Origin of the sequence: Actinomadura decatromicini, assembly GCF_008121305.1 — a bacterium.
Taxonomy (GTDB): domain Bacteria; phylum Actinomycetota; class Actinomycetes; order Streptosporangiales; family Streptosporangiaceae; genus Spirillospora; species Spirillospora syzygii.
This window is the reverse complement of record NZ_VSRQ01000003.1, coordinates 480,882-505,579: the sequence shown is the minus strand read 5'-3', so window position 1 is coordinate 505,579 and position 24,698 is coordinate 480,882. Positions and strand designations below refer to the sequence as shown.

Sequence of the window (24,698 nt, the reverse complement as noted above, 5' to 3'; positions counted from 1 at the left end):
TATGGCGTGGCGGGGGACACTGGAGGTGTGAAGCGAACCGGTGAACGGAGTGAATACTTTCATCGGACATCGAGATGACCGGGATGAAGGCATTGACTTGGGAGGCGGTGCCGATGGCGCGATTCGGTGATGGCCTGGCCCTCGGACCCGACCTGTCCAAGGCCGCCGCGTCCGCGGTCGAGCAGGCGCTCGCGCCGCTCAGCGCGGCGCCCGACCTGGTCTGCGTCTTCATGACCGGGGACGATCCGGACGCGATCGAGGAGGCGGCGGCCGCCGCGGCGCGGGCGGCGGGACCGGCGGTGCTGCTCGGCTGCAGCGCGTCCGGGGTGATCGGCGCCGGGCGCGGCGTGGAGGACGCGGGCGCGGTCAGCGCGTGGGCGGCGGTGCTGCCCGGCGCGCGGCTCGACCCGTTCCGGCTGGAGACGCTGAAGGCCGACGACCGGCTGATCGTGGTCGGCATGCCGGAGGGCCAGGACGACGACGTCGTCGGCGTCCTGCTGACCGACCCGTACAGCTTCCCGGTGGACGCCTTCGTCGAGCGCTCCGACGACGCGCTCCCCGGCCTGCCGCTCGTCGGCGGGCTCGCCGAGGGCAGCGAGCGCGGCGACGTGCGGCTGTTCGTCGGCGGCGAGGTGTACCGGGACGGCGCGGTCGGCGTCGTCATCGGCGGCGCCGTGACCGCCGCGACCGTGGTCAGCCAGGGCGCCCGCCCGATCGGGCCCGACATGGTGGTGACGCGGGCGGAGGAGAACGTCCTGTACGAGCTGGCAGGGGTGCCCGCGCTGGAGAAGCTGGAGCAGATCGTCGTCGGGCTGCCGGAGGAGGAGCAGGAGCTCGCCGGGCACGGCCTGCTGATCGGCGTCGCGATGGACGAGTACGCCGACGAGCACGAGCACGGCGACTTCCTCGTCCGGGGCGTCGTCGGCGCCGACACCGACAGCGGCGCGATCGCGATCGGGGACGTCGTGGACGTCGGGCGCACCGTCCGGTTCCAGGTCCGCGACGCCGGGGCCGCCGAGAAGGACCTCGCCGCCCTGCTCGAACGGTTCGACATGGCTCCCGTCGAGGGCGCGCTGCTGTTCTCGTGCAACGGGCGCGGGCAGGCGATGTTCCCCGACTCCGACCACGACGCGAAGGTGCTCGACCGCGCGTTCGGCCCGGCCGGAGTGGGCGGGTTCTTCGCCGCCGGTGAGATCGGCCCGGTCGCGGGACGCAACCACGTGCACGGCTTCACCGCGTCCATCCTGGCGTTCGGCGGCGCGTCGGAGCCCGCATGACACCGGTCTCCGGGGCGCCCGTCCTCGCGGCGGACATCGGCGGGACGAAGCTCGCCGCCGCCCTCGTCGGACCGGACGGGCGCGTCACGGCGTCCGGCCGCGTCCCGACCCCGAACGAGCCCGGCGTCGACGGCGAGGAGCTGTGGCGGACGCTGGAGGCGCTGCTCGGCAAGCTCGTCGCGGACGCGGGCGACCCGCCCCTCGCGGGCGTCGGCGTCGGCTGCGGCGGGCCGATGACCTGGCCCGCCGCCGAGGTGTCGCCGCTGAACATCCCGGCGTGGCGCGGGTTCCCGCTGCGCGCCCGGCTGCGCGCCCGGTATCCGGGGCTGCCGGTCCGCATCCACAACGACGCGATCTGCGTCGCGGTCGGCGAGCACTGGCGGGGCGCGGGGCGCGGGCACGACGACGTCCTCGGGATGGTCGTCTCAACCGGCGTCGGCGGCGGGCTGATCCTCGGCGGGCGGCTGGTGAACGGGGCGAGCGGCAACGCCGGGCACATCGGGCACGTGATCGTCGACCCGGGCGGGCCGCCGTGCGCGTGCGGCGGGCGCGGCTGCCTGGAGGCGGTCGCGCGCGGCCCCGGGCTGGTCGCGTGGGCGCGCGAGCAGGGCTGGCGGCGCGGCGACGGCACGGCGACCGGGGTGGAACTGGGCGCCGACGCGCGCGGCGGCGACCCGGTCGCGGTCGCCGCGATGCGCCGCGCCGGACGCGCCCTCGGCATCGCGATCGCGTCCGCGGCGCACCTCTGCGACCTCCAGGTCGTCGCGATCGGCGGCGGCCTGTCGCAGACCGGGTCGCTGCTGTTCGAGCCGCTGGACGAGGCGTTCGACACGCACGCGCGGATGGAGTTCGCGCGGCGGGTCCGGATCGTCCCGGCGTCGCTCGGGCAGACCGCCGGGCTCGTCGGCGCGGCCGCCCTGGTCTTCGCCCAGGACCGCTACTGGAGCGCGGGCTGACCGCGCCCCTGGCCGCGCGTGGTTCGGAGGTCGCCCGGCGGGTGCGAGGATCGTAGGCATGCTCTCCCTCACCGTCGAGGACGTGCGCGCCGCCCGGGACGTGCTCCGCGAGGTGGTCGTGCCGACCCCGATGATCCCGTCCCGGGTGCTGTCGGAGCAGATCGGCGGGCCCGTCCTGCTCAAGTGCGAGAACCTGCAGCGCACCGGCTCGTTCAAGATCCGCGGGGCGTTCCTGCGGATCTCCCGGCTGAGCGCGGCCGAGCGGGCCCGCGGCGTCGTCGCGGCCAGCGCGGGCAACCACGCGCAGGGCGTCGCGCTCGCCGCGTCCATGCTCGGCTGCCGGGCGACCGTGTTCATGCCGGTCGGCGCGCCGCTCCCCAAGATCGCCGCGACGCGCGGCTACGGCGCCGAGGTCGTCTTCCCCGGCCCGACCGTGGACGACTGCCTCATCGCCGCCCGCAAGCACGCGGACGAGTCGGGCGCGGTGTTCATCCACCCCTTCGACCACCCGGACGTCGTCACGGGCCAGGCCACCATCGGGCTGGAGATCATGGAGCAGTGCCCGGACGCCCGCACGGTCGTCACGCCGGTCGGCGGCGGCGGCCTGCTCGCGGGCGTCGCGGCGGCCGCCAAGGGGATCGCGCTCGCCGCGGGCGGCCCCGACGTCAAGATCGTCGGAGCGCAGGCCAAGCGGGCGGCGGCGTTCCCGCCCTCGCTCGCGGCCGGGCGCCCGACGCAGATCGAGATCGACCGGACGATGGCGGACGGGATCGCGGTCGGCCGTCCCGGCGACCTCACCTACGCCATGTTCACCGAGCTGGTGGACGCGGTCGTCACCGTGACCGAGGAGTCCATCTCGCAGGCGCTGCTGCTGTGCCTCGAACGCGCCAAGCAGGTCGTCGAGCCCGCGGGCGCGGCCGGGGTCGCGGCCCTGCTGGAGCACGCCTACGCGGTCGAGCCGCCCGTCGCGGTGCTGCTGTCGGGCGGCAACATCGACCCGCTGCTGCTGTCGCGGGTGCTGCGGCACGGCCTCGCGGGCGCGGGACGGTACCTGGTCGTCCGGTGCCGGTTGAAGGACCGTCCGGGGGCGCTGATGACGCTGCTCGGCGAGCTGGCCGAGCTGGGCGTGAACGTGCTGGACGTGATGCACGAGCGCGTCGCGGCGCGGCTGCCCGTCGAGGAGGCCGAGGTGCTGCTGCACCTGGAGACGCGCGGCGCCGACCACTCCGAGGACGTCGTCGGCCGCCTCCGCGAACGGGGCTACACCCTCACGCTGAGCTAGCCGTCCGTCCGGCGCTCAGCGTGAGGGCGGTGAACTCACACGCTCGGCTTGCCCTCGGAGTACAGCCAGGTCTTGGCCCAGCCGTCCACGTTCTTGTGCGCGAGCCGCCCGGCGAAGCGGACGAAGTCGGCGGTCGAGGCGTTCCCGTACCGGTGCGCGGCGGGCCACTCCCGCAGCAGGCGGTAGAACGACCGGTCGCCGATCGTCTTCCGCAGGGCGTGGACGGCCATCGCGCCGCGGGCGTACACGAGCCCGTCGAAGATGTGGTCGCGGCCCGGGTCGGCGACCTTGCCCTTCCACAGCGCGCTGTCGGCGGGCGCCTTGTACGCCTGGTCGAAGCTGGTCTGCACGGGCGTGCCCTCGAACCGCTCCGCGTACAGCCACTCGGAGTACGTCGCGAAGCCCTCGTTCAGCCAGATGTCGGACCAGCGCGCCGGGGACACCGCGTCGCCGAACCACTGGTGGCCGAGCTCGTGCGCGAGCAGCCCGCCGTCCGGGATGGCGCCCGGCCTGCGTCCGAGGTCGTACACGGGACGGCCCTGCGTCTCCAGCGCGTACCCGACGCCGGCCTTCACCACGATCCCGCCCGTCGAGGTGAACGGGTAGCGCCCGTACAGGGACGCCTCGAAGTCCGTCACCTGCCCGGTCTGGTCGTGGAACTTCCGCGCGTCGCCCGCCGTCACGGCCTGGACGCGGTCGGTCGCCGTGAGGTTCGGCACGCCGCCCTTCGTCCGGCCGGACAGGGTGTCGTACTTGCCGATCGCGAACATCGACAGCTCGCTCGCCATCGGGTTGCGGACGTCCCAGCGGGTCGTCGTCCAGCCGCCCTTCGTCGACCTGCCGCGCAGGTCGCCGTTGGCGAGCGTGGTGAGGCCGCTCGGCGCGGACAGGGTGAAGGTGTACGTCGCCTTGTCGGACGGGTGGTCGTTCACCGGGAAGACCGTCGCCGCGCCGATCGGCTGGTTGAGCATGACGGCGCCGTCCGCCGTCGGGATCCAGCCGGACGTGCCGAGCGCCTCGTCGTTCACCGTCTGCGGGACGCCCGAGTACGCGACCGTCACTGTGAAGGTCCGGTTCTTACGCAGCCCGCCCGGCGGGGTGATGACCAGCTCCTGCGCGCCCGTCCGCTTGTAGGACGCCTTGCGCCCGTCCACCTTCAGGGACGAGATCGTCAGCGGGCCGAGGAAGTCCAGGTCGAAGCGGGACAGGTTCTGCGTCGCCCGTGCCTTCACCCGGGTCACCGCCCGGATGCCCTTCGTCGCCGGGTCGTACCTGAGCCCGATGTCGTAGTGCGCGACGTCGTAGCCGCCGTTGCCCATGTCGGGGAAGTAGGGGTCGCCCGCGCCCGGCGCCCCGGGCGTGAACCGCGCGGCGGCGACGGCGGGCGCCGCCGGCGCGGCGAGCACCGCGGCGGCGCTCACCGCCACGGCGGCCAGGACTCTGGGGGATCTGCTCATCGGCCTCGTCCTCAGGTCGTCGGTCGTCCTCGGTTGGCGGTCCGGCCCCCGGTTTCCGGCCCGGCCGGCCGTGGTCAACTGTCATGACCGTGATCAAGACTTGCTGGTGACCCGCGTCCCCGGCAAGCGCGGTTCAGTCTTAAATCGGCTGAAAAAGGACGGAATCTGTGGCCGGATCCGGCAGTCGGACGCCGTTCGCACGGTTGGTCCGTCCGGTGGACCCGGTTCCGGCCCAGCCTCACGGGCCTTTACGGGCGTCCGCCATGGGACTCGCCGGTCTTTCCGCTGGCTTGGCCGAATCCCCGCCGCGGCGTCACTTCGACGGGCGGCCCTGCTCGTACAGCCAGTCGTTGAAGAACCCGTCCAGGCTCTTGCCGGAGACCTGGTTCGCGGTCGCGATGAACTGCCGCGTCGTCGCGCCCGAGTGCCTGCGCTCCTTCGTCCAGGTCTGGAGGATCTTGTAGAAGACGCCCTCGCCGACCTTGTCGCGCAGCGCGACCAGCGTCATCCCGCCCCGGTCGTACACCGAGCGGCCGAACATCTGCTTGCGCCCCGGGTTGCCGGGCGGGACGTCCCACAGCTCCCGCGCCCCCGCGCTCCGGTACCGCTCGTCGAACTGCTCCTTGACGGTCCGGCCGCCGGTCTTCTCCTCCCACAGCCACTCGGCGTAGGTGGCGAAGCCCTCGTTCAGCCAGATGTCCTGCCACTTCGTCACGCTGACGCTGTCGCCGAACCACTGGTGCGCCAGCTCGTGCGCGACGATCGTCGGCTGGAGCCCGAACGCCCCGTACACCGGGCGGGTCTGCGCCTCCAGCGCGAAGCCCACGTCCGCGTTGTCGATCAGCCCGCCGGTGGAGGAGAACGGGTACGGGCCGAACAGCTTCGTCCACTCCTCGGTGACGTCGGAGTTCAGCTTGTGGAACCGGTCGATGTTCACGGTCATGAGGCTCTGGTCGACGGCGGTGATGACCGGGACGCCGCTCGGGGTGCGTCCCGTCCGGACGCCGAACCGGCCGACGTCGACCGTCGCCAGGTACGTCGCCATCGGCGCCTTGACGTGCCACTTCGACGTCGTGTCCGCGGTCAGCGACACCGGCTCGACGGACGGCAGGCCCGTCCCCGGCGACTCGCTCGGCGGCGTCCCCGGCAGGTTCGGCGGCGAGCCGGGCTGGTTCGGCGGGAGCCCGCCGCCGCCGGTGTCGGCCGGCGGCGTCTCCGGCTCCCCGTTCGCGATCGCGGTCAGCCCCGGCGGCACCGTGATCTCGAAGTCGAACGTCGCCTTGTCGCTCGGATGGTCGTTGCTCGGGAACCAGGTGTGCGCCCCGCTCGGCTGGCACGCGACGAACACGCCGTCCGGGGTGCGGATCCAGCCGTACTTGCCGAGCGTCGAGTCGGTCACCGGCCGCGGCGTCCCCGCGTACTGGACGACCGTCGTGAACTTCGCGCCCTTCTCCAGCGGCTTCGCCGGGGTGACCTCCAGCTCGCTGCCGCCGCGCTGCTGCCGCGCGGGCGCCCCGTCCACCGTGATGGACGACACGTCCAGGCCGGTCAGGTCCAGGTTGAACCGGGCGAGCCGCTCGGTCGCCAGCGCGGTGATCGTCGCGGTGCCGTCGAGCTGCTGCGGCCCGTCCGGCGTGATCTTCAGCTTGAGCGCGTAGTTCTGGACGTCGTACCCGCCGTTCCCGTCGCCCGGGACGTAGTCGTCGCCCGCCGTGGTCGGCCCCGCCGGGCCCGACACCGCGCCCTCGGGCGGCGGACCGGCCGGCCCCGGGTCGTCGTCGCCGAACGGCGCCACCTGGCAGGCGGCGGTCAGCGACCCCGCGACGGCGAGAGCGGCCAGTCCCGCGGCGCGGCGGGACACGGGCCGCGCACCACGACGGGACGGGCTGGGGGACTTTCCGGCCTTATGCACGCCGACAAGCGTGCCCGTGCCACCCCCACCCCGCAACCTGGACGTGTCCGGTCGTCGTCAGCGACGGCGCGCGTAGGGGTTGGGAGCGGTGGGGTCGGCCTTGACGACGATCGTCCGCGCGACCTTGCAGTGCAGGGCCTGCTTGCGGCGGTCCCACAGGATCCAGGCGACGTCGACCAGGCCGATGCAGCCGCAGAAGCCGCCGAGCACGCTGTAGAAGGCGGAGCGTCCGGCGGCCTGGCCGGAGGTGATCGCCCCCTGGTCGTCCTGCCGGACGACGCGGATGCGCAGCAGCATCTTGCCGAGCGTCTGCCCGAACTTCGCGTGCATCAGCCAGTAGTAGAGGAAGCCCAGCACGACGCTGATCGCGTTCGCGCCGGACTGCGCGCCGTTGAAGAAGGAGTCGTTGGAGTCGGGGTGGAAGACGCGGTCCCAGTCGATGAACGGGATCGAGACCAGCCCGGACACGATGCCGACCAGGATCAGGTCGACGATCGCCGCGCCCAGCCGCGCCCAGCGGCTCGCCAGCCCCTCGGCCGGATCGGGGTACCCGCCCATGCCGCCGTAGGACGGCCCGTAGCCGGACTGGTCGGGATACCTCGGGTACTGCGGTGGCGGCTGCTGCTGCCCGTACCCCGGCTGCCCGCCGTACCCAGGCTGCTCGCCGTACCCCGGCTGGCCTCCGTACCCGGGTTGGCCCCCGTAGCCCGGTTGCTCGCCGTAGCCCGGCTGGCCTCCGTATCCGGGTTGGTCGCCGTAGCCGGGCTGGCCTCCGGGCGGCTGCTGGCCCTGGCCGCCGTAGGGGTCCTGGCCGTAGGGATCCTGGCCGTGGGGCGGCTGGCCGCCGGGCTGCCGCTGCCCGCCGTAGGGCGGTCCGCCGTACGGGCCCGGACGGTCGGGCGGCGGCTGCTCGTCAGGCCGCCGGTCTTCCGGCTCTCCCCCGGACGCGGGGTCGTTCGGCGGTTGCGTCATGACCGTTGGATTGGCCGTGGCGCAGGCTTCCAAACATCGCCGCGTCCGGGAGGATCGGAATGTTTACCCCCGGATGATCAAGAGTTGCCGGGGCCGGACGGCGGTTGCGCCGGTGGTTGCGGCGGCGGGGCGGAGCGGGCGTACGGGTTCGGCATCCACGCCGCCGCCTTCACGACCACCGTCCCGGCGACCTTGTCGTGGAGCGCCTGCCGCCGCTGGTCCCACAGGATCCAGGCGTTGTCGAGGAGGCCGACGAGCCCGAGGATCCCGAGGACGGGCGACAGCAGGTTGACCACGGACGTCCCCACGGTGATGACGTACACGAACGCCTGCCGCCCGGCCGCCTGGTCCCAGCTCACCGCGGAGTGGTCGGACGCCTTCACCAGCCGGATGCCGAGCGCCTTCTTCCCGAGCGTCTGCCCCCACTTCGCGTGCGTGACGGTGAAGTACACGAAGCCCAGCAGGAACACGATCGCGTACCCGATGACCAGGCGCGGGATGTTGTACATGTCCAGCGGGTCGGTCATCGGCTCGCCGGACGAGATGGAGTCCTCCATCCTGTCCCAGCGGATCGAGAGCAGGACGGCGGGCGTCGCGAAGACGCTCAGGAGCAGGCTGTCCAGGACCCCGGCGCCGAGGCGGTGGGCGCGCCCGGCGATGAGGTCCTGCGGGCCGCCGTGACCGGGCGGCCCGTAGCCGGGCGGTCCGTAGCCGGGATGGCCGCCGTAGCCGGGCGGGGGGTAGCCCGGCTGTTGCGGGTGGCCGGGCGGCGCGGCGGGCGGTCCGTAGCCGATCGGCGGCGCGGCGGGCAGCGGGGCCGCGCCCGGCTGCCCGCCGTAGGTGCCCTGGTAGGGCGGCGGGCGCTCCGGCGTCTCGGCCGCGCCGGGCGCCGCCTCCGCGGGGGTGTCCGGGGCCTGCGGGTCGGGGGATTTCCATCCGCCGCCCTCGGGCCGGGGGTTCTCAGGCGGTTCGCTCATGGGCCACAGTGTGCCGTCAAACGGCGGGACGGGTGCCGCCGGACGGACGTCCGGCCCTGGACGATGGCGCCGTCCAGGGCCGGGCGACCCCCCGAGTCCGAGGGGGAGTGCGGCGGATCAGAGGTTGCCGCGGCGCTCCTGCTCCCGCTCGATCGCCTCGAACAGGGCCTTGAAGTTGCCCTTGCCGAAGCCCAGCGAGCCGTGCCGCTCGATGAGCTCGAAGAACACGGTCGGCCTGTCCTGGACGGGCTTGGTGAAGATCTGCAGCAGGTAGCCGTCCTCGTCCCGGTCGACGAGGATCCGGCGCTTCTGCAGCTCGTCGATCGGGACGCGCACCTGCCCGATGCGCTCGCGCAGCTCCGGGTCCTCGTAGTAGGAGTCGGGGCTCTCCAGGAACTCGACGCCCGCGGCCCGCATCCGGTCGACCGAGGACAGGATGTCGTTCGTCGCGAGCGCGATGTGCTGGACGCCGGGACCGCCGTAGAACTCCAGGTACTCGTCGATCTGCGACTTGCGCTTGCTCTCGGCGGGCTCGTTCAGCGGGAACTTCACCTTGCGGGTGCCGTCCGCGACGACCTTCGACATGAGCGCCGAGTACTCGGTCGCGATGTCGTCGCCGACGAACTCGGCCATGTCGGTGAAGCCCATGACGCGGTGGTAGTACTCGGCCCACTCGTCCATGCGCTCGACGTTGCCGACGCAGTGGTCGATCGCCTGGAAGTAGCGCTTCTCAGGGGGCTCGACGATCGGGTCCGCGGCCTCGAACCCGGGCAGGTACGGGCCGGTGTAGTTCGAGCGGTCGACCAGGGTGTGCCGGGTCTCGCCGTAGGTGGCGATGGCCGCGACCGTCACCTTGCCGTGGTCGTCCTCCAGGACGTGCGGCTCCTCCAGGCCCGTCGCGCCCTTGGCGAGCGCGTGCCGGTAGGCGTGCTCGACGTCCGGGACCTCGATCGCGAGGTCGACGACGCCGTCGCCGTGCTCGGCGATGTGCCGCCCGATCTCCGTGCCCGCCTTCACCGGGCCGCGGAACACGAACCTGGCGCCGCCCGACTCCAGGACGTGCACGGCCTCCTCGGGACTGCCGTTCTCCGGGCCGCGGTAGGCGACCCTGCGCATGCCGAACGCGGTCGAGTAGTAGTGCGCCGCCTGCTTGGCGTTGCCGACGGCGAAGACGACGGCGTCCATGCCCTTGACCGGAAACTCATCCATGCCACCTAATCTCCGCAACCGGCTACAAGGTGCGCAAGAGTCGTCTGAATCCCTGGTCAATCTGTACAGTGGGCCAGGATGATGACCGGTCGCTCTGTACATCATGACCATGTGTGCGGGCGGCCCCGGCGGGGGAGGGCGGCGGCGTGCCGATCGACGCGCTGGACGGACGGCTGATCGAGCTCTTCACCGCCGAGCCGCGGATCGGCGTGCTGGAGGCGTCCCGGCGGCTCAAGGTCGCGCGCGGGACCGTCCAGGCGCGGCTCGACCGCCTGGCCAGGGACGGCGTCGTCGCGGGCATGGGCCCGGAGATCGACCCGGCGGCGCTCGGCTACGGCGTCACGGCGTTCGTCACGCTCCAGCTCCGCCAGGCGGGCGGGCACGACCCGGTGGCGGCGCGGCTCGCGCAGGTGCCCGAGGTCATCGAGGCGCACACCATCACCGGGCCCGGCGACATGCTGTGCCGCGTCGTGGCGCGCAGCAACACCGATTTGCAGCGCGTCATCGACGTCATCGTGGACGTCGCGGGCGTCGAGCGCGCGTCGTCGGTGATCTCCCTGGCCACCCAGGTGCCGTACCGGACGCTGCCGCTCGTCCGCGCCGTCGCCGCCCAGCGCAACCGCTGACCGGCGCGGCGTGACCGCTGACCGGCGCGACCGCTGACCGGCGCGGCCGCTGAACCGGAGAGGGCCCGGCCCCGGACACAGCGCCGCCGGGCGGGTTTCTGCCCGCCCGGCGGTTCCCGGCTCCGCGATCGGCGTTCCGCGATCGGCGCGGCCGGCTCAGAAAGACGCCGGCCGCGGGGAAACGGTCAGCCGACTCCGTACGGGGTGGCGTCGAGGATCTCGACGGTCATGCCGCGTCCGTTCGGCAGGGTGTAGGTGGCCTTCTCGCCGACCTTCTTGCCGTTGATCGCCGCGCCCAGCGGCGACTTGGGGGAGTAGACGTCGATGGGGGCGCCGACCTCCTCGCGGGAGGCGAGCAGGAAGGTGACCTCCTCGTCGTCGCCCTCGAAGGAGATCGTGACGGTCATGCCCGGCCCGACGACGCCCTCGGTGCGCGGCGCCTCGCCGACGCGGGCGTTCTCCAGGATGCCCTGGAGTTGCAGGATGCGGCCCTCGATCTTGCCCTGTTCCTCCTTGGCCGCGTGGTAGCCGCCGTTCTCGCGCAGGTCGCCTTCCTCCCGCGCCGCCTCGATCTTCTGCGCGATCTCGATGCGGCCCGGGCCCGACAGGTGCTCCAGCTCGTTCTTGAGCCGGTCGTACGCCTCCTGGGTCAGCCAGGTGACGTTGTCAGCGCGGGTCTCGGTCACGGGTACTCCTCATCCACATGTAGCGATCCTCCGCCCGCTCCCTGGGCGGATGTCACATCGACATGAAGTGCGGCCGGGTGAAACCTCTAGCCTATCCGGTGGTTGCGGGTAAAGGTTCCCTGATCTCGGCGTCTGCAATCCGCCATTCGTACTTCGGCCTTCACGGGGCGTATCGGGCGCCCGACCGTTACACCCGTCCGCTACATCCGGCCTTACACCGCGCGGCAGTCGTGGATGCGCGCGCCGGTCGCCCTTCGGGCCGTGTGCAGCGTCTCCGTCCCCTTGGCGCCCGACCTGCCCGCCGGGACGGTGACCTCCCGCTCGTCCAGCACCGCGAACTTCTCGTCGTAGGCGTCGACGGTGCAGCGGACGGCGTCGTCCTTCCCCTTGGCGACGGTGTAGTTGACCGTCACCGAGGCGTCGGAGATGTCGTAGCTGACCATCTGCGCGACGATGCCCGGCGTCTGCCCCGCGTAGGCGGCGATGATGCCGAAGCCGCCCGCCGCGAGCGCGGCGACCGCGCCGATGACGACCAGCCCGAGGCGCCCCCGGCGCGGCTCCGGGCGCGCGGGGTCGGACGCGGGTTCCTGCGGCACGCTCGTCGTCATGGCGGGGAATCTCCGTGCGATGTCCGGACGTTGTCAGGGACAATTCTCGTCTGTGTTGTCGCGTGCCTCGAACCGGGGGCCGCTCACCGAGTCCGGAGAGGGAGATCCCCAGGTGTCCGAGGCGATCGAGGAAACGACGAGGCGGCCGGCCGGGGGCGAGGAGCCGCTGCGCCTCATGGCGGTGCACGCGCACCCCGACGACGAGTCCAGCAAGGGCGCCGCGACGATGGCGCGGTACGTCGCGGAGGGCGTCGAGGTCCTCGTCGTCACCTGCACCGGCGGCGAGCGCGGCGACATCCTCAACCCGGCGATGGACCGTCCCGAGGTGAAGGCCGACATCGGCAAGGTCCGCGAGGCGGAGATGGCGCGGGCCCGCGAGATCCTCGGCGTCCGGCAGTCCTGGCTCGGCTTCGTCGACTCCGGCTACCCGGAGGGCGACCCGCCGCCGCCGCTGCCGGAAGGCTGCTTCGCGCTCGAACCGCTGGAGACCGCCGCCGAGCCGCTGGTGCGCGCCGTCCGCGAGTTCCGCCCGCACGTGATGCTCACGTACGACGAGAAGGGCGGCTACCCCCACCCCGACCACGTGAAGTGCCACGAGGTCTCGGTCGAGGCGTTCGACGCGGCGGGCGACCCGGAGCGCTACCCCGGCACCGGCGAGCCCTGGCAGCCGCTCAAGCTCTACTACCACATGACGTTCAGCAAGGAGCGCGTCCTCGCCCTCCACACCGCGATGGAGAACGCGGGCCTGGAGTCGCCCTACGCCGACTGGATGAAGCGGTTCGACGAGGACGACACGGGTGAGCGCGCCAAGTGGGAGATCACCACGCGCGTGCCGTGCGCCGACCACTTCGAGACCCGCGACCAGGCGCTGCTCGCCCACGCCACCCAGATCGACCCGAACGGGTTCTGGTTCGTCGTCCCGCTGGACGTCCAGCGCGAGGCATGGCCCACCGAGGACTACCATTTGGCCAGGTCCCTGGTCGACACCGAACTGCCGGAGGACGACCTGTTCGCCGGCGTCCGGGAGAAGGTGTGTCTCTGATGTCTCCCCTCGCCGTCCCGCTCGCCCCGCCGCTCGCCGCGCTTCCGCTGAACGACGACACGGTCAGCCCCGGCATGCTCGGCTTCGGTGTCTTCGTCGTCCTCGCCGTCGCGACGGTCTTCCTGTTCCGCTCGATGGGCAAGCAGCTCAAGAAGATCCAGGCGCCGCGCGAGGCCGACCTGAGGCAGCAGGAGTGGGAGCGCGCCGAAGCGGCGAAGGCGGCGGCCGGGAAGGCCGCTAAGATCGACGACGCCGCGAAGAACGGCGGCGCCGGCGACGGGGACGGCGCCTGACGCTCGCTCGACTCGACAGCGGAAGAACCGGGGGCGCCCATGGCGGAGGCGGCGGCGCACCGCACGGAGACCGTGCCGGCGCCCGGCCAGGCCCGTCCGCACAGGTCGGACGCGGTGCTGCGGGAGCGCGGCGAGGAGGGCGCGCGGGTCACGTTCTTCGAGCTCTTCTTCGACCTCGTCTTCGTCTTCGCGATCACCCAGCTCTCCCACCTGCTGCTGGAGCACCTCACGCTGCGCGGCGCCGCCGAGACGCTGCTGCTCCTGCTGGCCGTCTGGTGGGCGTGGATGTACACGTGCTGGACGACGAACTGGTTCAGCCCCGACCATCCGGCCGTCCGGCTGATGCTGGTCGCGGTGATGATCGCCGGACTGTTCATGGCGGCGATGCTGCCCGGCGCGTTCGGCGGCGAGGCGCTGTGGTTCGCCGCCGCCTACGTCGCGATCCAGGTCGGCAGGACGGTCTTCGTCGTCGTCTGCACCTGGGGCCACGCACTCGGCCCGAACTTCCAGCGCGTGCTGTTCTGGCACACCTGCTCCGGCGCGCTGTGGATCTCCGGCGCCCTCGCCGACGGCCACGAGGCCAGGGTGGGGCTGTGGCTGCTGGCCCTCGCGCTGGAGTACCTCGCGCCGTGGCACGGCTTCGCGACGCCGCTGCTCGGCCGGTCCAGCACCGCCGAGTGGACGATCGACGGCGCGCACATGGCCGAGCGCTGCCAGCTCTTCCTGATCATCGCGCTCGGTGAGACGGTGCTGGTCACCGGCGCCACGCTGGCCGGGCACCCGCCGTCCGGCGCGGTCGCGGCCGGGTTCGTGTCGGCGTTCGTCGGCACCGTCGCGCTCTGGTGGATCTACTTCGACCACACCGCCGAGGCCGCCGCCGCGCAGATCGCCGCGTCCCCCGACCCCGGACGCCTCGGACGCTCCGCCTACACCTTCATCCACATCGTGATGGTCGCGGGCATCATCGTCGGCGCGGTCGCGGACGAGAAGGTCCTCGCGCACCCCGGCGGCCGCCTCGGCACCGCGTTCGCCGTCGTCGCGCTCGGCGGCCCGGCCCTGTTCGTCGCCGGGCAGGCGCTGTTCAAGCGGGTCGTCTTCGGCGGGTTCACGCGCGCCCGGGTGGTCGCGATCCTCGTCCTCGCCGGGCTGGCCGCGCCCGCCCTGCTCACCGGCGCGTTCACGCCGCTCGCCCTGCACGTCTGCGCGTCCGCCGTGGTGGTGGCGCTGGCGCTCTGGGACGTCCGCGCCTACCGGCGGCTGCGCCGGATGAACGCGCTGCCGGGGCCGTTCGTCACCGGGTGACGTCCGGTTGACCCGGCCGCCGCCGGGGAGGATCTCCGGCGTGCGCGCGAACTTCGAGGACTCCCTCCGGGACCTGCCCCCGGCGGCGGCACGGCTGTTCCGGCTGCTGGCCGTGCTGCCCGGCGACGACGTCGGCCCGGCGGCGGCCGCCGCCCTCGCCGACGTCCCGGAGGACGAGGCCCGGACGCTGCTCGCCGCGCTCGCCGACCGCGGTCTCGCGGCCGAGTCGGCGGACGGCCGCTACGGGCTTCCCGGCCCGGCCCGCGCCCTCGCCCGCGAGCGGGCCGAGCGGGACGAGACCGAGGCCGGACGCGAGGCGGCGCTGCGCCGCCTCCTCGACCATCTCCTCACCGTCGCGGGCGAGGGCGGGCTCCACACGGACGGGCTGGCGCTGCTGGAGCGCGAGCGCTGGTCCGAGGCCGCCGACGAACTGGCGGAGCGCCTGGACGCCGCCGAACACGACGACGACCCGCACGCCGCCCTCCTCGCCCGCCTCGACCTCGCCCGCGCGCTGATCGGGACGGGCGACCTCGACCGCGCCATCGACCTGCTCGGCCTGCTCCCGGACGAGTTCGCCGCCCTCCCCGAACCGGACCAGTACAACCGGGCCCGCGCGCTGTCCAGCCTGGGCGAGGCGTACCTGCGGGCGCGCCGTCCCGTCGCCGCGACGAACTTCTTCGGCCAGGCGCTGGAGATCCTGCGCAAGGAGGACGTCGTCGACCTCCAGGCCGAGATGTTCGTCCACCTGGCCGAGGCCGCCCGCCAGCGCGGTGACCACGTCGCCGAGAGCGCGGCGCTCGACCGCGCGGCCGAACTGTACGAACGGGTCGCCGCGCAGAGGCCGTGAGCGGTCAGGCTTTGCGGTGGTCCCAGCTCACGACGCGGTCGGGCTCCATCACGACGAGGACGCGCTTGGCCACCGCCCGCTCGATGCCCTCGGCGACCACCGGGTCGATGGGCTCGCCGATCTCGGGGACGGGCAGTCCCGCCATCCGCGAGCCGACCACCATGCCGACCTTGTTCCTCGGCTCCGGGTCGTCGATGACGACGCCGCGCCCGTAGAGGGACACGCCGCGCAGCTCGCCGTACTCGACGCCGTCCTCGACCAGGCAGGTCATGGTCGGGTTCCGGCGCAGGTTCAGCACCTTCTGCGACGCCCGGTAGGTGGTGAAGGCGATCTTGCCGTCGAGCAGCGCGTAGAACATCGTGACGAGGTGCGGCGCGCCGTCCCTGCCGACGGTCGCTACCTGCACCTTGTAGCTCTCCGCGAGGTAGGCCGCGACCTCGTCCGGCGTCATCCTGATCTGCTCGCGCTTGCCGCCTGCCAACGGGGCCTCCTCGTATCGGGCTCGACTTCGGGCCGACTCGGGCACGATGCGGAAAGCATAACCAAGCGCTTGATCGTGTCCGGGACGCGGCACCATGGGGGGATGTCCGCGCGAGATCTGACCGTCCTCGGCTCCGCCAGCGCGGTGCCGACCAGGGTCCGCAACCACAACGGCTACCTGCTGCGCTGGGACGGCCACGGCCTCCTCTTCGACCCCGGCGAGGGGACGCAGCGGCAGATGACCCTGGCCGGGGTGTCGGCGTCCGACGTGACGTGGATCTGCGTGACGCACTTCCACGGCGACCACTGCCTCGGAGTGCCCGGGATCGTCCAGCGCATCGCCCGCGACGGCGTCGCGCACCCGGTGGACGCGGCGTTCCCGGCGAGCGGCGCGCGGTTCTGGGAGCGGCTGCGGCACGCCGCCGCCTTCCACGACACGGGCGTGATCCGGGAGCGGCCCGTCGCCGGGGACCGGATGGCGCTCGACACCGGGGACGCGCCGTTCTCCCTGGTCGCGATGCGCCTGTCCCATCCGGTGGAGGCGTACGGCTACCGGCTGGAGGAACCGGACGGCGTCACGATGCTGCCCGCCGAGCTGGCCGCGCGGGGCGTGCGCGGGCCGCAGGTGCGGCGGCTCCAGCGGGACGGCCGCGTCGTCACCCCGGACGGGCGCACCGTCACGCTCGACGAGTGCAGCGTGCGCCGTCCGGGCCAGAAGTTCGCGTTCGTCATGGACACCCGGCTCTGCGACGCCGTGGCGGAACTCGCCGACGGCGTCGACATGCTGGTCATCGAGTCGACGTTCCTCGACGCCGACGCCTCCCTCGCCGCCGAGTACGGGCACCTCACCGCGTCCCAGGCGGCGAAGGCCGCGGCGGGCGCGGGCGTCCGGCACCTGGTCCTCACGCACTTCTCCGAGCGGTACCGAACCGACGACGAGCCCCGGTTCGCCGACGAGGCGGCCACGGTGTTCGGCGGCGAGGTCACGCTCGTCCACGACTTCGACCGGATCCCGATGCCGCCGCGTCGACTGTCCGGACGCCGGGCAGGGCAGGATGATGGCCATGGCTGAAGAAGTCGATGTCGTGGTGATCGGTCTGGGCCCCGGCGGCGAGGACGCGGCGGGACGGCTGGCGGAGGCGGGCCTGTCCGTCGTGGCCGTCGAGTCGCGGCTGGTGGGGGGCGAGTGCCCGTACTACGCGTGCGTCCCGACGAAGATGATGGTGCGGGCCGCCGGGCTCCTCGCGGAGGGCGGGCGCATCCCGGGGATGGCGGGCGAGGCGTCGGTCCGCCCGGACTGGGCGCCGGTCGCGGCCCGGATCCGGGACGAGGCGACCGGCGACTGGGACGACAAGGCCGCCGCCGACCGGCTCACCGGCAAGGGCGCGCGGCTCGTCCGCGGGCACGGCCGCGTCACCGGCCCCCGCGAGGTCACCGTGGACGGCCAGGTCTTCCAGGCGCGCCGGGGGATCGTCCTCAACACCGGCACGTCGCCCGCCGCGCCGCCCGTCGACGGGCTCGCGGGCACCCCGTACTGGACGAACCGCGAGGCCGTCCAGGCGACGGAGCCGCCCGCGTCGCTGCTCGTCCTCGGCGGAGGCGTCGTCGGCGTCGAGATGGCGCAGGTGTTCTCCCGCTTCGGCAGCCGCGTCACCATCGTCGAGCACGGCGATCGGCTGCTCGCCAACGAGGAGCCCGAGTCCAGCGCGCTGCTCCGCGACGTGTTCGAGCGCGAGGGCATCGGCGTCCGCACCGGGGTGGCCGCGACCGGCGTCGCGTACGAGAACGGCGAGTTCACCCTCCGCCTCGGCGACGAGGCCGTCGTCGGCGACCGGCTCCTCGTCGCGACCGGGCGCCGTTCGAACCTCAAGGGCCTCGGGCTCGACGCCGTCGGCCTGGACGAGAACGCGCGGGGCGTCTCCGTCGACGGCCACATGCGCGCGGCCGAGGGCGTGTGGGCGATCGGCGACATCACCGGGATGGGCGCGTTCACGCACGTGTCGATGTACCAGGCGGCGATCGCCGTCCGGGACATCCTCGGCGAGGAGGGCCCGCCCGCCGTCTACCGCGCCGTGCCGCGCGTCACCTTCACCGACCCCGAGATCGGCTCCGTGGGCCTCACCGAGGCGCAGGCGCGCGAGCAGAACCTGCCCGTCCGCACGTCCGTCTCCCCGATCCCCGGGTCGACGCGCGGCTGGATCCACAAGACCGGCAACGACGGCCTCATCAAGCTCGTCGAGAACACCGAGTGGGGGACGCTGGTCGGCGCCACCGCCGCGGGCCCGTCCGGCGGCGAGGTGCTCGGCTTCCTCGCGGTCGCCGTCCACACCGAGACCCCCACGGCGTCCCTCCGCGAAATGATCTACGCCTACCCCACCTTCCACCGGGCCATAGAACCCGCCCTCACCGCCCTCGCGGAGAAGACGTCCGGGGCGTGAGCCGCGGGACGGATCGGGCAGGATCGGAGGCATGAACCGGCTCAAGGACGCGACAAGCCCGTACCTGCTGCAGCACGCCGGCAATCCGGTCGACTGGTGGGAGTGGAGCGGCGAGGCGCTGGCCGAGGCGCGGCGCCGGGACGTCCCGGTTCTGCTGTCTGTCGGATATGCGGCATGCCACTGGTGTCACGTCATGGCCCACGAGTCCTTTGAGGACGATGAGACCGCGCGGTTGATGAACGAGCGGTTCGTCAATATCAAGGTCGATCGGGAAGAGCGGCCGGACATCGACGCCGTTTACATGGAGGCCACCCAGGCCATGACGGGCCAGGGCGGGTGGCCGATGACGGTGTTCATGACGCCTGAGGGGCATCCGTTCTACTGCGGGACGTATTTCCCCCGTGCGCAGTTCAGGGCGTTGTTGCAGGCCGTCCACAAGGCGTGGACGGAGCAGCGGGAGGAGGTCGTCGGCCAGGGGCAGCAGGTCGTGGCGGCGCTGACGTCACGCGGGTCGGGGCTCGCGGGCGAGGGCGCGCCCGGCGAGGGGCTGCTCGCGCGGTCGGTGCAGGCGCTCGCCGCCTCCTACGACGCGGCGCGCGGCGGGTTCGGCGGCGCGCCGAAGTTCCCGCCGTCGATGGCGCTGGAGTTCCTGCTGCGCCACCACGCCCGGACGGGCGACGACGAGGCGCTCGCCATGGCCGGGCACACCCTGGAGGCGATGGCGCGGGGCGGCATCTACGACCAGCTCGGCGGCGGGTTCGCGCGGTACTCGGTGGACGCGGGGTGGGTCGTCCCGCACTTCGAGAAGATGCTGTACGACAACGCGCTCCTGGCGCGCGTGTACGCGCACTGGTGGCGGGTGACCGGCACGCCGTTCGCGCGGCGGATCGCGCTGGAGACGTGCGACTGGATGCTCCGCGACCTGAGGACGGACGAGGGCGGCCTCGCGTCCGCGCTCGACGCCGACAGCGAGGGCGTCGAAGGCAAGTACTACGTCTGGACGCCCGACCAACTGCGCGAGGTCCTCGGGGACGAAGACGGCGCCTACGCGGAGTCCCTCTTCAAGGTGACGGGCACGTTCGAGCGGGGAACGTCGGTTCTCCAGCTTCTGCATGACCCGGACGACGTCGACCGGTACGAGCGGATCCGGACGGCCCTGCTGGCGGCGCGCGCGCACAGGATTCCTCCCGCGCGGGACGACAAGGTGGTCGCGGCCTGGAACGGTCTCGCCGTCGCGGCGCTCGCGGAGTGCGGGGCGCTGTTCGACCGTCCCGACCTCGTCCGGGCGGCGGAGGAGATCGTCCGGCTGCTGGTCGACGTGCATCTGAGCGACGGGCGGCTCGTCCGGACGTCGCGGGGCGGGACGGCGGGCGCGAACGCGGGCGTCCTGGAGGACTACGCCGACGTGGCCGAGGGCCTGCTCGCCCTGCACGGCGTCACCGGCGACCCGCACCATCTGCGGCTGGCGGGGGAACTGCTGAACACCGTCCTGGAGCGGTTCGGGGACGGCGAGGGCGGCTTCTACGACACCGCCGACGACGCCGAGCGGCTGTTCCGCCGCCCGCAGGACCCGACGGACAACGCGGCGCCGTCCGGGCAGTTCGCCGCCGCGGGCGCGCTGCTGTCGTTCGCCGCGCTGACCGCGTCGGACTGGCACCGGCAGGCGGCGGAGGCGGCGCTCGCCCCGGCCGCGAAGCTCGCCGACAAGCACGCCAGGTTCGCCGGGTGGGGGCTCGCGGTGGCGGAGGCGCGGGCGGCGGGCCCGGTGGAGGTCGCGGTGATCGGCGACCCCGCCGACGAGCGGACGCGGGCGCTGCACCAGACGGCGCTGATGTCGGTCGCGCCCGGCGCGGTGGTGAGCGTCGGCCCGCCGGACGCGGAGGGCGTCCCGCTGCTGGAGGGGCGCGGGCTCGTCGACGGCGTCCCGGCGGCGTACGTGTGCCAGGGGTTCGTGTGCCGCCGGCCGGTGACGTCCGCGGCGGACCTGAGCCGCGAACTACGTGGGCAATTGGACTGAGAATCCATTTTATGGCACCGTGATGTTGATCTCGTTCGGGCTTGGTGTTACCACTCAGTAGTAGAGCCGGGGCTGACCCAACGGGGCACCGCGGACGGGCGTGACGGGTGGTGCGCCGGGTATCTGGACGGTGGCCGACCAAGTGAGTCATAGTCGTGTATCGAGGACGGTCAAGACGCGCCGCGGCAGGACGACCTTCGAGGGAGCGCAGCAGTGGGAAAGCCGAACCGCCGGGTCCTGCCGACGATCATCGGCGTTTCGGTGCTCACCACGCTCGCCGCGAACGTGGCCGTGCTGGTGGCGCGCGAGGGTAATGGTCCGGCGACCTCGCCGCGGGCCGACGGCCGCGCCCGGTTCGTGGCCGCGTCCGGCGGCACGGGAGTGCCGACCGGGGTCGTCGCGCCGCTCGGCAAGCGGCTCACGCCGCACGTGCTCGTCGCCGCGCCGTCCACCCTTCCGGCCGACTTCGTCGAGAAGGTCCGCGCGGCCAAGGGCGTGCAGGGCGTCGAGGTCGTGGACGCCGTCCAGGGCATGGTCGCCGGTAAGCGCGTCGGGCTGATGGGCGTCAACCCGTCCACGTTCCGGAACTACACGCCGAAGCCCACCGCCAGGTCGGACGCGCTGTGGCGCAACGTGGCGTCCGGCGACGTCGCGATCTCGTTCACGATGGGCAACGACGGCGGCGTCGAGCTCGGCAGCCAGGTCCCGGTCGGCGGCAAGCGGAGCCCGTCGCGGCTGCGCGTCGGCGCGTACGCGACGATGGGCATCGGCGACGTCGACGCCGTCATCTCGCACACCACCGCGCAGATCCTCGGGATGCCGAGCGGCAACGCGATGCTGATCAGCGTCCCGAAGACCGAGCCGAAGGCGTTCGTCAAGAAGCTCCGCAGGACGCTGCCGAAGCAGGCGAAGGCCGTCGAGGTGAACCCGGAGATCGACGTCCCGCAGGGCGGCGACGTGCCGCGGTCCGACGGCCAGGTGATGACCGCGCACCAGATCCAGACGGTGATCCGCGCCGCCTACACGCGGCTCGGCTGGCCGTACGTGTGGGGCGGCGAGTCCGAGGCCGAGGGCGGCTACGACTGCTCCGGGCTCATGCAGTTCGCGTTCGCGCGGGCGGGCATCAGGCTGCCGCGCGTCGCCGCCGACCAGGCGCGCACCGGCTGGGTGATCCCCTATGCCAAGGCCCGGCCCGGCGACATGCTGATCTGGGCGAACGACCCGACCGCGCCCGGCTACATCTCGCACATCGCCCTCTATCTCGGCAACGGCAAGATGATCGCCGCGCCGCGCCGGGGGACGGTCGTGCAGGTCCAGAACGTCTACACGCGCAACATGCGCGGCGCCGTCCGGGTCAGCCCCAAGCTGGCCAACACCCTCGCCGGTTGAGCCGGTTGAGCCGGTTGAGCCGGTTGAGCCGGACGAGCTAGAGCGGGCAGCCGCGGCCGAGGAACTCCAGGTTGCGGTCGATCAGGCCGGGCAGCGCGTCGTGGTCGATCTTGCCGTCCATGAACTGGTACATCGCGGCCTGCATGACGCCGAGGACGGCCCAGCCGAACGCCTCGACCTCCGGGTCGTCGGCGGGGCGGCCGGTCCGCTCGGCGACCACCTCGTTGATCACCTTGAACGTGCCCCCGCGCAGCGACTCGAACGTGCGGGCGCGCAGCGCCGGGACGGTCGCGGTCAGCCGCATCCGCGTCTTGATCGTCTCGATCTCGGACGTGTAGAGCTGCGGCAGGACGTCCTGGAGCACGGCGCGCAGCGCGTCGAGCGGCGGCACCTCCGGCGGCTGCTCGCGGAGCAGCTGCGCCATGACCGGGTCGTACTCGTCGGTGACGACCACGTCCTCCTTGGTGGGGAAGTAGCGGAAGAACGTGCTGGGCGAGATCTCCGCCGCCGCCGCGATCTGCTCCACCGTCGTCTCGTCGTACCCCTGCTCGGTGAAGAGCCGGAGGGCGTGGTCCTGGATGGCGCCGCGGGTCCGCAGCTTCTTGCGCTCCCGCAGCGGGAGGCGGGAGATCCGGTCCTGCAGCCGGTCGACCAGCCGGTCAGGGGACGACGCGCTCATGTGCCGATTCTCGCCCATCGGCGGCGGGCGTCGCATCCTCGCGCGCCCGTCCCGGCTGGACCAGCCAGAGCAGGACGGCCACGGCGAGCGCGCCCGCCCCGCAGGCGGCGAGCACCGCGTCCATGCCGTGCGCGTAGGCGTCGCGGGCGGACGCGAGCAGCCCGCCGTCGTGCAGGCGCCCGGCGACCGCGACGGCCCCGCCGATCGAGTCGCGCGCCGCGTCGGCCGCGTCGGCGGGCAGTCCCGCGGTCGGCACGCGGTCCCGGTAGAGCGCGGACAGCAGGCTGCCGAGCCCGGCGACGCCGAGCGTCGCGCCGGTCTGGCGGAGCGTCTGGACCAGCCCCGACCCACGTCCGGCCTGGTCGGCGGGGAGCGCGGCGAGCACGGCGTCCATCGCGGGGATCATGGTGAGCCCGGTGCCGATCCCGATGACGACCAGCCACGGGACGGTCGCCGCGTACCCGTCGCCCGCGCCGGACAGCGCGCCCCACCCGAAGCCCGCCGCGAGCACGAGCAGCCCGGTCACGATGATCGGCTTGTGCCCGGCGCGGGCGGCGATCCGGTCGGTGGCGACCGCGCCCGCGATGAGGCCGAGCAGCATCGGCGTCAGCCGCAGGCCGGTGCCGAACACGTCCGCGCCCTGGACGGCCTGCAGGTACTGCGGCAGGACGAACAGGACCCCGCCGAGCATGAGGTTCGCGGCGACGGCGGCGACCGTCGCCGACACGAACCGGGCGTCCCGGAGCAGCGCGAGGTTCAGCATCGGCTCGGCGGCCCGCCGCTCCCAGCCCACGAACCCGGCGATCAGCAGCGCGGACAGGACGAACGAGCCGAGCACCACCGGGTCGGACCAGCCGCGCGACGGCGCCTCGATCACCCCGTACACCAGCGCGACGATCCCGGCCATCGACAGCAGCGCGCCCGCGAGGTCGACGCGCGGCGCGGCCGGGTCCCTGGACTCGGGCAGCAGCAGCGCGATCGCGACGCCGCCGACCACGACGACCGGGACGTTGATCAGGAAGATCGAGCCCCACCAGAAGTGCTGGAGGAGCCAGCCGCCGAGCAGCGGCCCGAGCGGCAGCCCGAGCGCGGTGGACGCCGACCACACGGCGACGGCCCGCGTCCGCTCGGCGGGCGGGAAGATCGCGGGGAGCATCGACATGGACAGCGGCGTCACGATCGCCGCGCCGACGCCCATGAACGCGCGGGCCGCGATGACCCCGCCGGTGCCGTCCGCGAGCGCCCCGCCGAGCGAGGCGGCGCCGAAGATCCCGAGCCCGGCGAGCAGCAGCCACCTGCGGCCGAACCGGTCGCCGAGCAGCCCGGCGGGGAGCAGCAGCGCCCCGAACACGAGCAGGTAGGAGTCGACGATCCACTGCAGTTCGCCGGTGCCCGCGTGGAGGTCCTCCGACAGCGTGGTCAGCGCGACGTTGAGGATCGTCATGTCGAAACCGAGCGCGAGCATGCTCAGCGCCAGCGCCGCGAGACCCAGCCAGCGCCGGGTGCTGCCGACCTCCATGAAGGCCACCTCCAAATAGTTCTAACTCTCAAATGAGAGTAACTATCAAAAGAAGCCGGATGTCAAACGGTGTCGAGGCTGGCGCTTGTGGGAGCAGCGATGTAATTTTAATTACATGAATACGAGCGAAGCGGTGGAGCAGTTGCGCGGCTGGTTCTCCGGGCGGCTCCCGGACGACTGGTTCGACGGCCCGCCGGAGGTCGTCCTCGACCGCGAGGAGGTCAGCGTCGTCGGGCGGCTGCCCGAGCCGGACGCGGCCGCCGAGGTCTCGGAGGCCGAGCGGGCGGGCGTGATCGCCGGGCACGTCCAGCGCTTCCGCGAGGACACCCGCGAGCTGCGCATCGGGATCGCCCGCGAGGCCGAGCGGCGCTTCGGCCACAAGGTCTCCTGGGGCGTCGAGTGCGGCGGCGAGCGGGAGATGTTCACGACGCTGTCGGTGCCCGTCATGACGCGGCTCCGCCAGCCCGAGCGGCGCGTCCTCGACACGCTCGTGGAGGCGGGCGTCGCCCGCAGCCGCAGCGACGCGCTCGCCTGGTGCGTCCGGCTCGTCGGCAAGAACACCGACGAGTGGCTCGCCGAGCTGCGCAGCGCGCTGGAGCACGTCGAGCGGGCCCGCGCCGCCGGCCCGCGGGCGTGATCGGCGCCTTCCTTACCCGATCTCGATGATCATTGGGTGTGATCATGGGCCCGACCTCGCCTAAGGTGCCATGAACAGTGGCCGGGACGGGAT

General features: G+C 73.0%; 23 protein-coding genes. 13 read left to right on the top strand and 10 right to left on the bottom strand.

The window, feature by feature from the left end; translation table 11 throughout:
• The first annotated feature begins 113 nt into the window (after nt 1–113).
• The 3 genes from FXF68_RS16100 to ilvA are packed head-to-tail and all read left to right on the top strand — an operon-like array spanning nt 114 to nt 3,515.
• Nucleotides 114–1,277: an FIST signal transduction protein gene (locus FXF68_RS16100; protein WP_148760793.1), complete on the top strand. Its 1,164-nt coding sequence runs from the start codon at nt 114–116 to the stop codon at nt 1,275–1,277.
• Nucleotides 1,274–2,233 carry an ROK family protein gene (locus tag FXF68_RS16095; RefSeq protein WP_148759926.1) on the top strand — a complete coding sequence of 320 codons (960 nt, stop codon included), beginning with the start codon at nt 1,274–1,276 and terminating at the stop codon, nt 2,231–2,233. Before FXF68_RS16100 ends, FXF68_RS16095 begins: the two co-directional genes overlap by 4 nt.
• 58 nt (nt 2,234–2,291) lie before the next feature.
• Nucleotides 2,292–3,515 carry a threonine ammonia-lyase gene (gene ilvA / locus FXF68_RS16090; RefSeq protein ID WP_148759924.1) on the top strand — a complete coding sequence of 408 codons (1,224 nt, stop codon included), beginning with the start codon at nt 2,292–2,294 and terminating at the stop codon, nt 3,513–3,515.
• A 35-nt stretch (nt 3,516–3,550) separates the two neighbouring features.
• On the opposite strand, the gene FXF68_RS16085 is transcribed toward ilvA, so the two are convergent.
• The 5 genes from FXF68_RS16085 to hppD form a co-directional block, all read right to left on the bottom strand.
• Nucleotides 3,551–4,972 carry a M1 family metallopeptidase gene (locus FXF68_RS16085; RefSeq protein WP_148759922.1) on the bottom strand — a complete coding sequence of 474 codons (1,422 nt, stop codon included), beginning with the start codon at nt 4,970–4,972 and terminating at the stop codon, nt 3,551–3,553.
• Between the two features lie 313 nt (nt 4,973–5,285).
• Nucleotides 5,286–6,884: a M1 family metallopeptidase gene (locus FXF68_RS16080; RefSeq protein ID WP_246178732.1), complete on the bottom strand. Its 1,599-nt coding sequence runs from the start codon at nt 6,882–6,884 to the stop codon at nt 5,286–5,288.
• Nucleotides 6,885–6,941: 57 nt separating this feature from the next.
• Nucleotides 6,942–7,856 (bottom strand): RDD family protein, encoded by a 915-nt coding sequence (locus FXF68_RS44470; RefSeq protein WP_148759918.1) that lies wholly within the window; start codon nt 7,854–7,856, stop codon nt 6,942–6,944.
• A gap of 77 nt (nt 7,857–7,933) precedes the next feature.
• Entirely contained in the window at nt 7,934–8,833 is a 900-nt protein-coding gene (locus FXF68_RS16070) for an RDD family protein (RefSeq protein ID WP_148759916.1), read from the bottom strand.
• Between the two features lie 117 nt (nt 8,834–8,950).
• Nucleotides 8,951–10,042: a 4-hydroxyphenylpyruvate dioxygenase gene (hppD, locus tag FXF68_RS16065; RefSeq protein WP_148759914.1), complete on the bottom strand. Its 1,092-nt coding sequence runs from the start codon at nt 10,040–10,042 to the stop codon at nt 8,951–8,953.
• Between the two features lie 113 nt (nt 10,043–10,155).
• Between hppD and FXF68_RS16060 the strand changes: the two genes are divergently transcribed.
• Nucleotides 10,156–10,668, top strand: a complete 513-nt coding sequence (locus FXF68_RS16060) for an Lrp/AsnC family transcriptional regulator (protein WP_246178731.1) — start codon at nt 10,156–10,158, stop codon at nt 10,666–10,668.
• A 185-nt stretch (nt 10,669–10,853) separates the two neighbouring features.
• On the opposite strand, the gene greA is transcribed toward FXF68_RS16060, so the two are convergent.
• Together greA and FXF68_RS16050 are read right to left on the bottom strand one after the other, a co-directional pair.
• On the bottom strand, nt 10,854–11,354 hold the full coding sequence (greA, locus tag FXF68_RS16055) for a transcription elongation factor GreA (RefSeq protein ID WP_148759912.1): 501 nt from the start codon (nt 11,352–11,354) through the stop codon (nt 10,854–10,856).
• Between the two features lie 212 nt (nt 11,355–11,566).
• Complete coding sequence (locus FXF68_RS16050) at nt 11,567–11,962, bottom strand: DUF4307 domain-containing protein (RefSeq protein ID WP_148759910.1); 396 nt, start codon at nt 11,960–11,962, stop codon at nt 11,567–11,569.
• 175 nt (nt 11,963–12,137) lie between these two features.
• Between FXF68_RS16050 and mca the strand changes: the two genes are divergently transcribed.
• The 4 genes from mca to FXF68_RS16030 are packed head-to-tail and all read left to right on the top strand — an operon-like array spanning nt 12,138 to nt 15,446.
• On the top strand, nt 12,138–13,004 hold the full coding sequence (mca, locus tag FXF68_RS16045; RefSeq protein WP_148760789.1) for a mycothiol conjugate amidase Mca: 867 nt from the start codon (nt 12,138–12,140) through the stop codon (nt 13,002–13,004).
• Nucleotides 13,004–13,297 carry a hypothetical protein gene (locus tag FXF68_RS16040; RefSeq protein WP_187437949.1) on the top strand — a complete coding sequence of 98 codons (294 nt, stop codon included), beginning with the start codon at nt 13,004–13,006 and terminating at the stop codon, nt 13,295–13,297. The genes mca and FXF68_RS16040 overlap by 1 nt, the downstream gene beginning before the upstream one ends.
• A 39-nt stretch (nt 13,298–13,336) precedes the next feature.
• Entirely contained in the window at nt 13,337–14,599 is a 1,263-nt protein-coding gene (locus FXF68_RS16035; RefSeq protein WP_148759908.1) for a low temperature requirement protein A, read from the top strand.
• A 40-nt stretch (nt 14,600–14,639) separates the two neighbouring features.
• Complete coding sequence (locus FXF68_RS16030) at nt 14,640–15,446, top strand: tetratricopeptide repeat protein (RefSeq protein WP_148759906.1); 807 nt, start codon at nt 14,640–14,642, stop codon at nt 15,444–15,446.
• Nucleotides 15,447–15,450: 4 nt separating this feature from the next.
• Here the strand turns inward: FXF68_RS16030 and FXF68_RS16025 are convergent, their stop codons facing one another.
• A complete protein-coding gene (locus FXF68_RS16025; protein WP_148759904.1) occupies nt 15,451–15,927 on the bottom strand; it encodes a pyridoxamine 5'-phosphate oxidase family protein in 477 nt (158 codons plus the stop codon).
• A 102-nt stretch (nt 15,928–16,029) separates the two neighbouring features.
• On the opposite strand from FXF68_RS16025, the gene FXF68_RS16020 reads away from it, so the two are divergent.
• The 4 genes from FXF68_RS16020 to FXF68_RS16005 all read left to right on the top strand — a co-directional run bounded on the left by FXF68_RS16020 (nt 16,030) and on the right by FXF68_RS16005 (nt 21,770).
• A complete protein-coding gene (locus FXF68_RS16020; protein WP_148759902.1) occupies nt 16,030–16,998 on the top strand; it encodes a ribonuclease Z in 969 nt (322 codons plus the stop codon).
• On the top strand, nt 16,991–18,364 hold the full coding sequence (locus FXF68_RS16015) for a dihydrolipoyl dehydrogenase family protein (protein ID WP_148759900.1): 1,374 nt from the start codon (nt 16,991–16,993) through the stop codon (nt 18,362–18,364). The genes FXF68_RS16020 and FXF68_RS16015 overlap by 8 nt, the downstream gene beginning before the upstream one ends.
• A 31-nt stretch (nt 18,365–18,395) precedes the next feature.
• Complete coding sequence (locus FXF68_RS16010; RefSeq protein ID WP_148759898.1) at nt 18,396–20,381, top strand: thioredoxin domain-containing protein; 1,986 nt, start codon at nt 18,396–18,398, stop codon at nt 20,379–20,381.
• 213 nt (nt 20,382–20,594) lie between these two features.
• Nucleotides 20,595–21,770, top strand: a complete 1,176-nt coding sequence (locus tag FXF68_RS16005) for a C40 family peptidase (protein ID WP_148759896.1) — start codon at nt 20,595–20,597, stop codon at nt 21,768–21,770.
• Between the two features lie 37 nt (nt 21,771–21,807).
• Here the strand turns inward: FXF68_RS16005 and FXF68_RS16000 are convergent, their stop codons facing one another.
• Nucleotides 21,808–22,449 (bottom strand): acyl-CoA-like ligand-binding transcription factor, encoded by a 642-nt coding sequence (locus FXF68_RS16000; protein WP_148759894.1) that lies wholly within the window; start codon nt 22,447–22,449, stop codon nt 21,808–21,810.
• Nucleotides 22,430–23,968 carry an MFS transporter gene (locus FXF68_RS15995; protein ID WP_148759892.1) on the bottom strand — a complete coding sequence of 513 codons (1,539 nt, stop codon included), beginning with the start codon at nt 23,966–23,968 and terminating at the stop codon, nt 22,430–22,432. Before FXF68_RS15995 ends, FXF68_RS16000 begins: the two co-directional genes overlap by 20 nt.
• Before the next feature lie 115 nt (nt 23,969–24,083).
• Between FXF68_RS15995 and FXF68_RS15990 the strand changes: the two genes are divergently transcribed.
• The gene (locus FXF68_RS15990) at nt 24,084–24,605 is read left to right on the top strand and encodes a hypothetical protein (protein WP_148759890.1); all 522 of its coding nucleotides are present in this window, start codon (nt 24,084–24,086) and stop codon (nt 24,603–24,605) included.
• The last annotated feature ends 93 nt before the right edge of the window (nt 24,606–24,698 follow it).

What these genes read in the sequence shown, in the direction of transcription:
- FXF68_RS16020 (WP_148759902.1), top strand. Translation starts at nt 16,030, where the DNA reads ATGTCCGCGCGAGATCTGACCGTCCTCGGCTCCGCCAGCGCGGTGCCG.
- FXF68_RS16015 (WP_148759900.1), top strand. Translation starts at nt 16,991, where the DNA reads ATGGCTGAAGAAGTCGATGTCGTGGTGATCGGTCTGGGCCCCGGCGGC.
- FXF68_RS16100 (WP_148760793.1), top strand. Translation starts at nt 114, where the DNA reads ATGGCGCGATTCGGTGATGGCCTGGCCCTCGGACCCGACCTGTCCAAG.
- FXF68_RS16010 (WP_148759898.1), top strand. Translation starts at nt 18,396, where the DNA reads ATGAACCGGCTCAAGGACGCGACAAGCCCGTACCTGCTGCAGCACGCC.
- FXF68_RS15995 (WP_148759892.1), bottom strand. Translation starts at nt 23,968, where the DNA reads ATGGAGGTCGGCAGCACCCGGCGCTGGCTGGGTCTCGCGGCGCTGGCG.
- FXF68_RS16085 (WP_148759922.1), bottom strand. Translation starts at nt 4,972, where the DNA reads ATGAGCAGATCCCCCAGAGTCCTGGCCGCCGTGGCGGTGAGCGCCGCC.
- FXF68_RS16035 (WP_148759908.1), top strand. Translation starts at nt 13,337, where the DNA reads ATGGCGGAGGCGGCGGCGCACCGCACGGAGACCGTGCCGGCGCCCGGC.
- hppD (WP_148759914.1), bottom strand. Translation starts at nt 10,042, where the DNA reads ATGGATGAGTTTCCGGTCAAGGGCATGGACGCCGTCGTCTTCGCCGTC.
- FXF68_RS44470 (WP_148759918.1), bottom strand. Translation starts at nt 7,856, where the DNA reads ATGACGCAACCGCCGAACGACCCCGCGTCCGGGGGAGAGCCGGAAGAC.
- FXF68_RS16095 (WP_148759926.1), top strand. Translation starts at nt 1,274, where the DNA reads ATGACACCGGTCTCCGGGGCGCCCGTCCTCGCGGCGGACATCGGCGGG.
- ilvA (WP_148759924.1), top strand. Translation starts at nt 2,292, where the DNA reads ATGCTCTCCCTCACCGTCGAGGACGTGCGCGCCGCCCGGGACGTGCTC.
- FXF68_RS16000 (WP_148759894.1), bottom strand. Translation starts at nt 22,449, where the DNA reads ATGAGCGCGTCGTCCCCTGACCGGCTGGTCGACCGGCTGCAGGACCGG.
- FXF68_RS16040 (WP_187437949.1), top strand. Translation starts at nt 13,004, where the DNA reads ATGTCTCCCCTCGCCGTCCCGCTCGCCCCGCCGCTCGCCGCGCTTCCG.
- FXF68_RS16070 (WP_148759916.1), bottom strand. Translation starts at nt 8,833, where the DNA reads ATGAGCGAACCGCCTGAGAACCCCCGGCCCGAGGGCGGCGGATGGAAA.
- FXF68_RS16050 (WP_148759910.1), bottom strand. Translation starts at nt 11,962, where the DNA reads ATGACGACGAGCGTGCCGCAGGAACCCGCGTCCGACCCCGCGCGCCCG.
- FXF68_RS15990 (WP_148759890.1), top strand. Translation starts at nt 24,084, where the DNA reads ATGAATACGAGCGAAGCGGTGGAGCAGTTGCGCGGCTGGTTCTCCGGG.
- mca (WP_148760789.1), top strand. Translation starts at nt 12,138, where the DNA reads ATGGCGGTGCACGCGCACCCCGACGACGAGTCCAGCAAGGGCGCCGCG.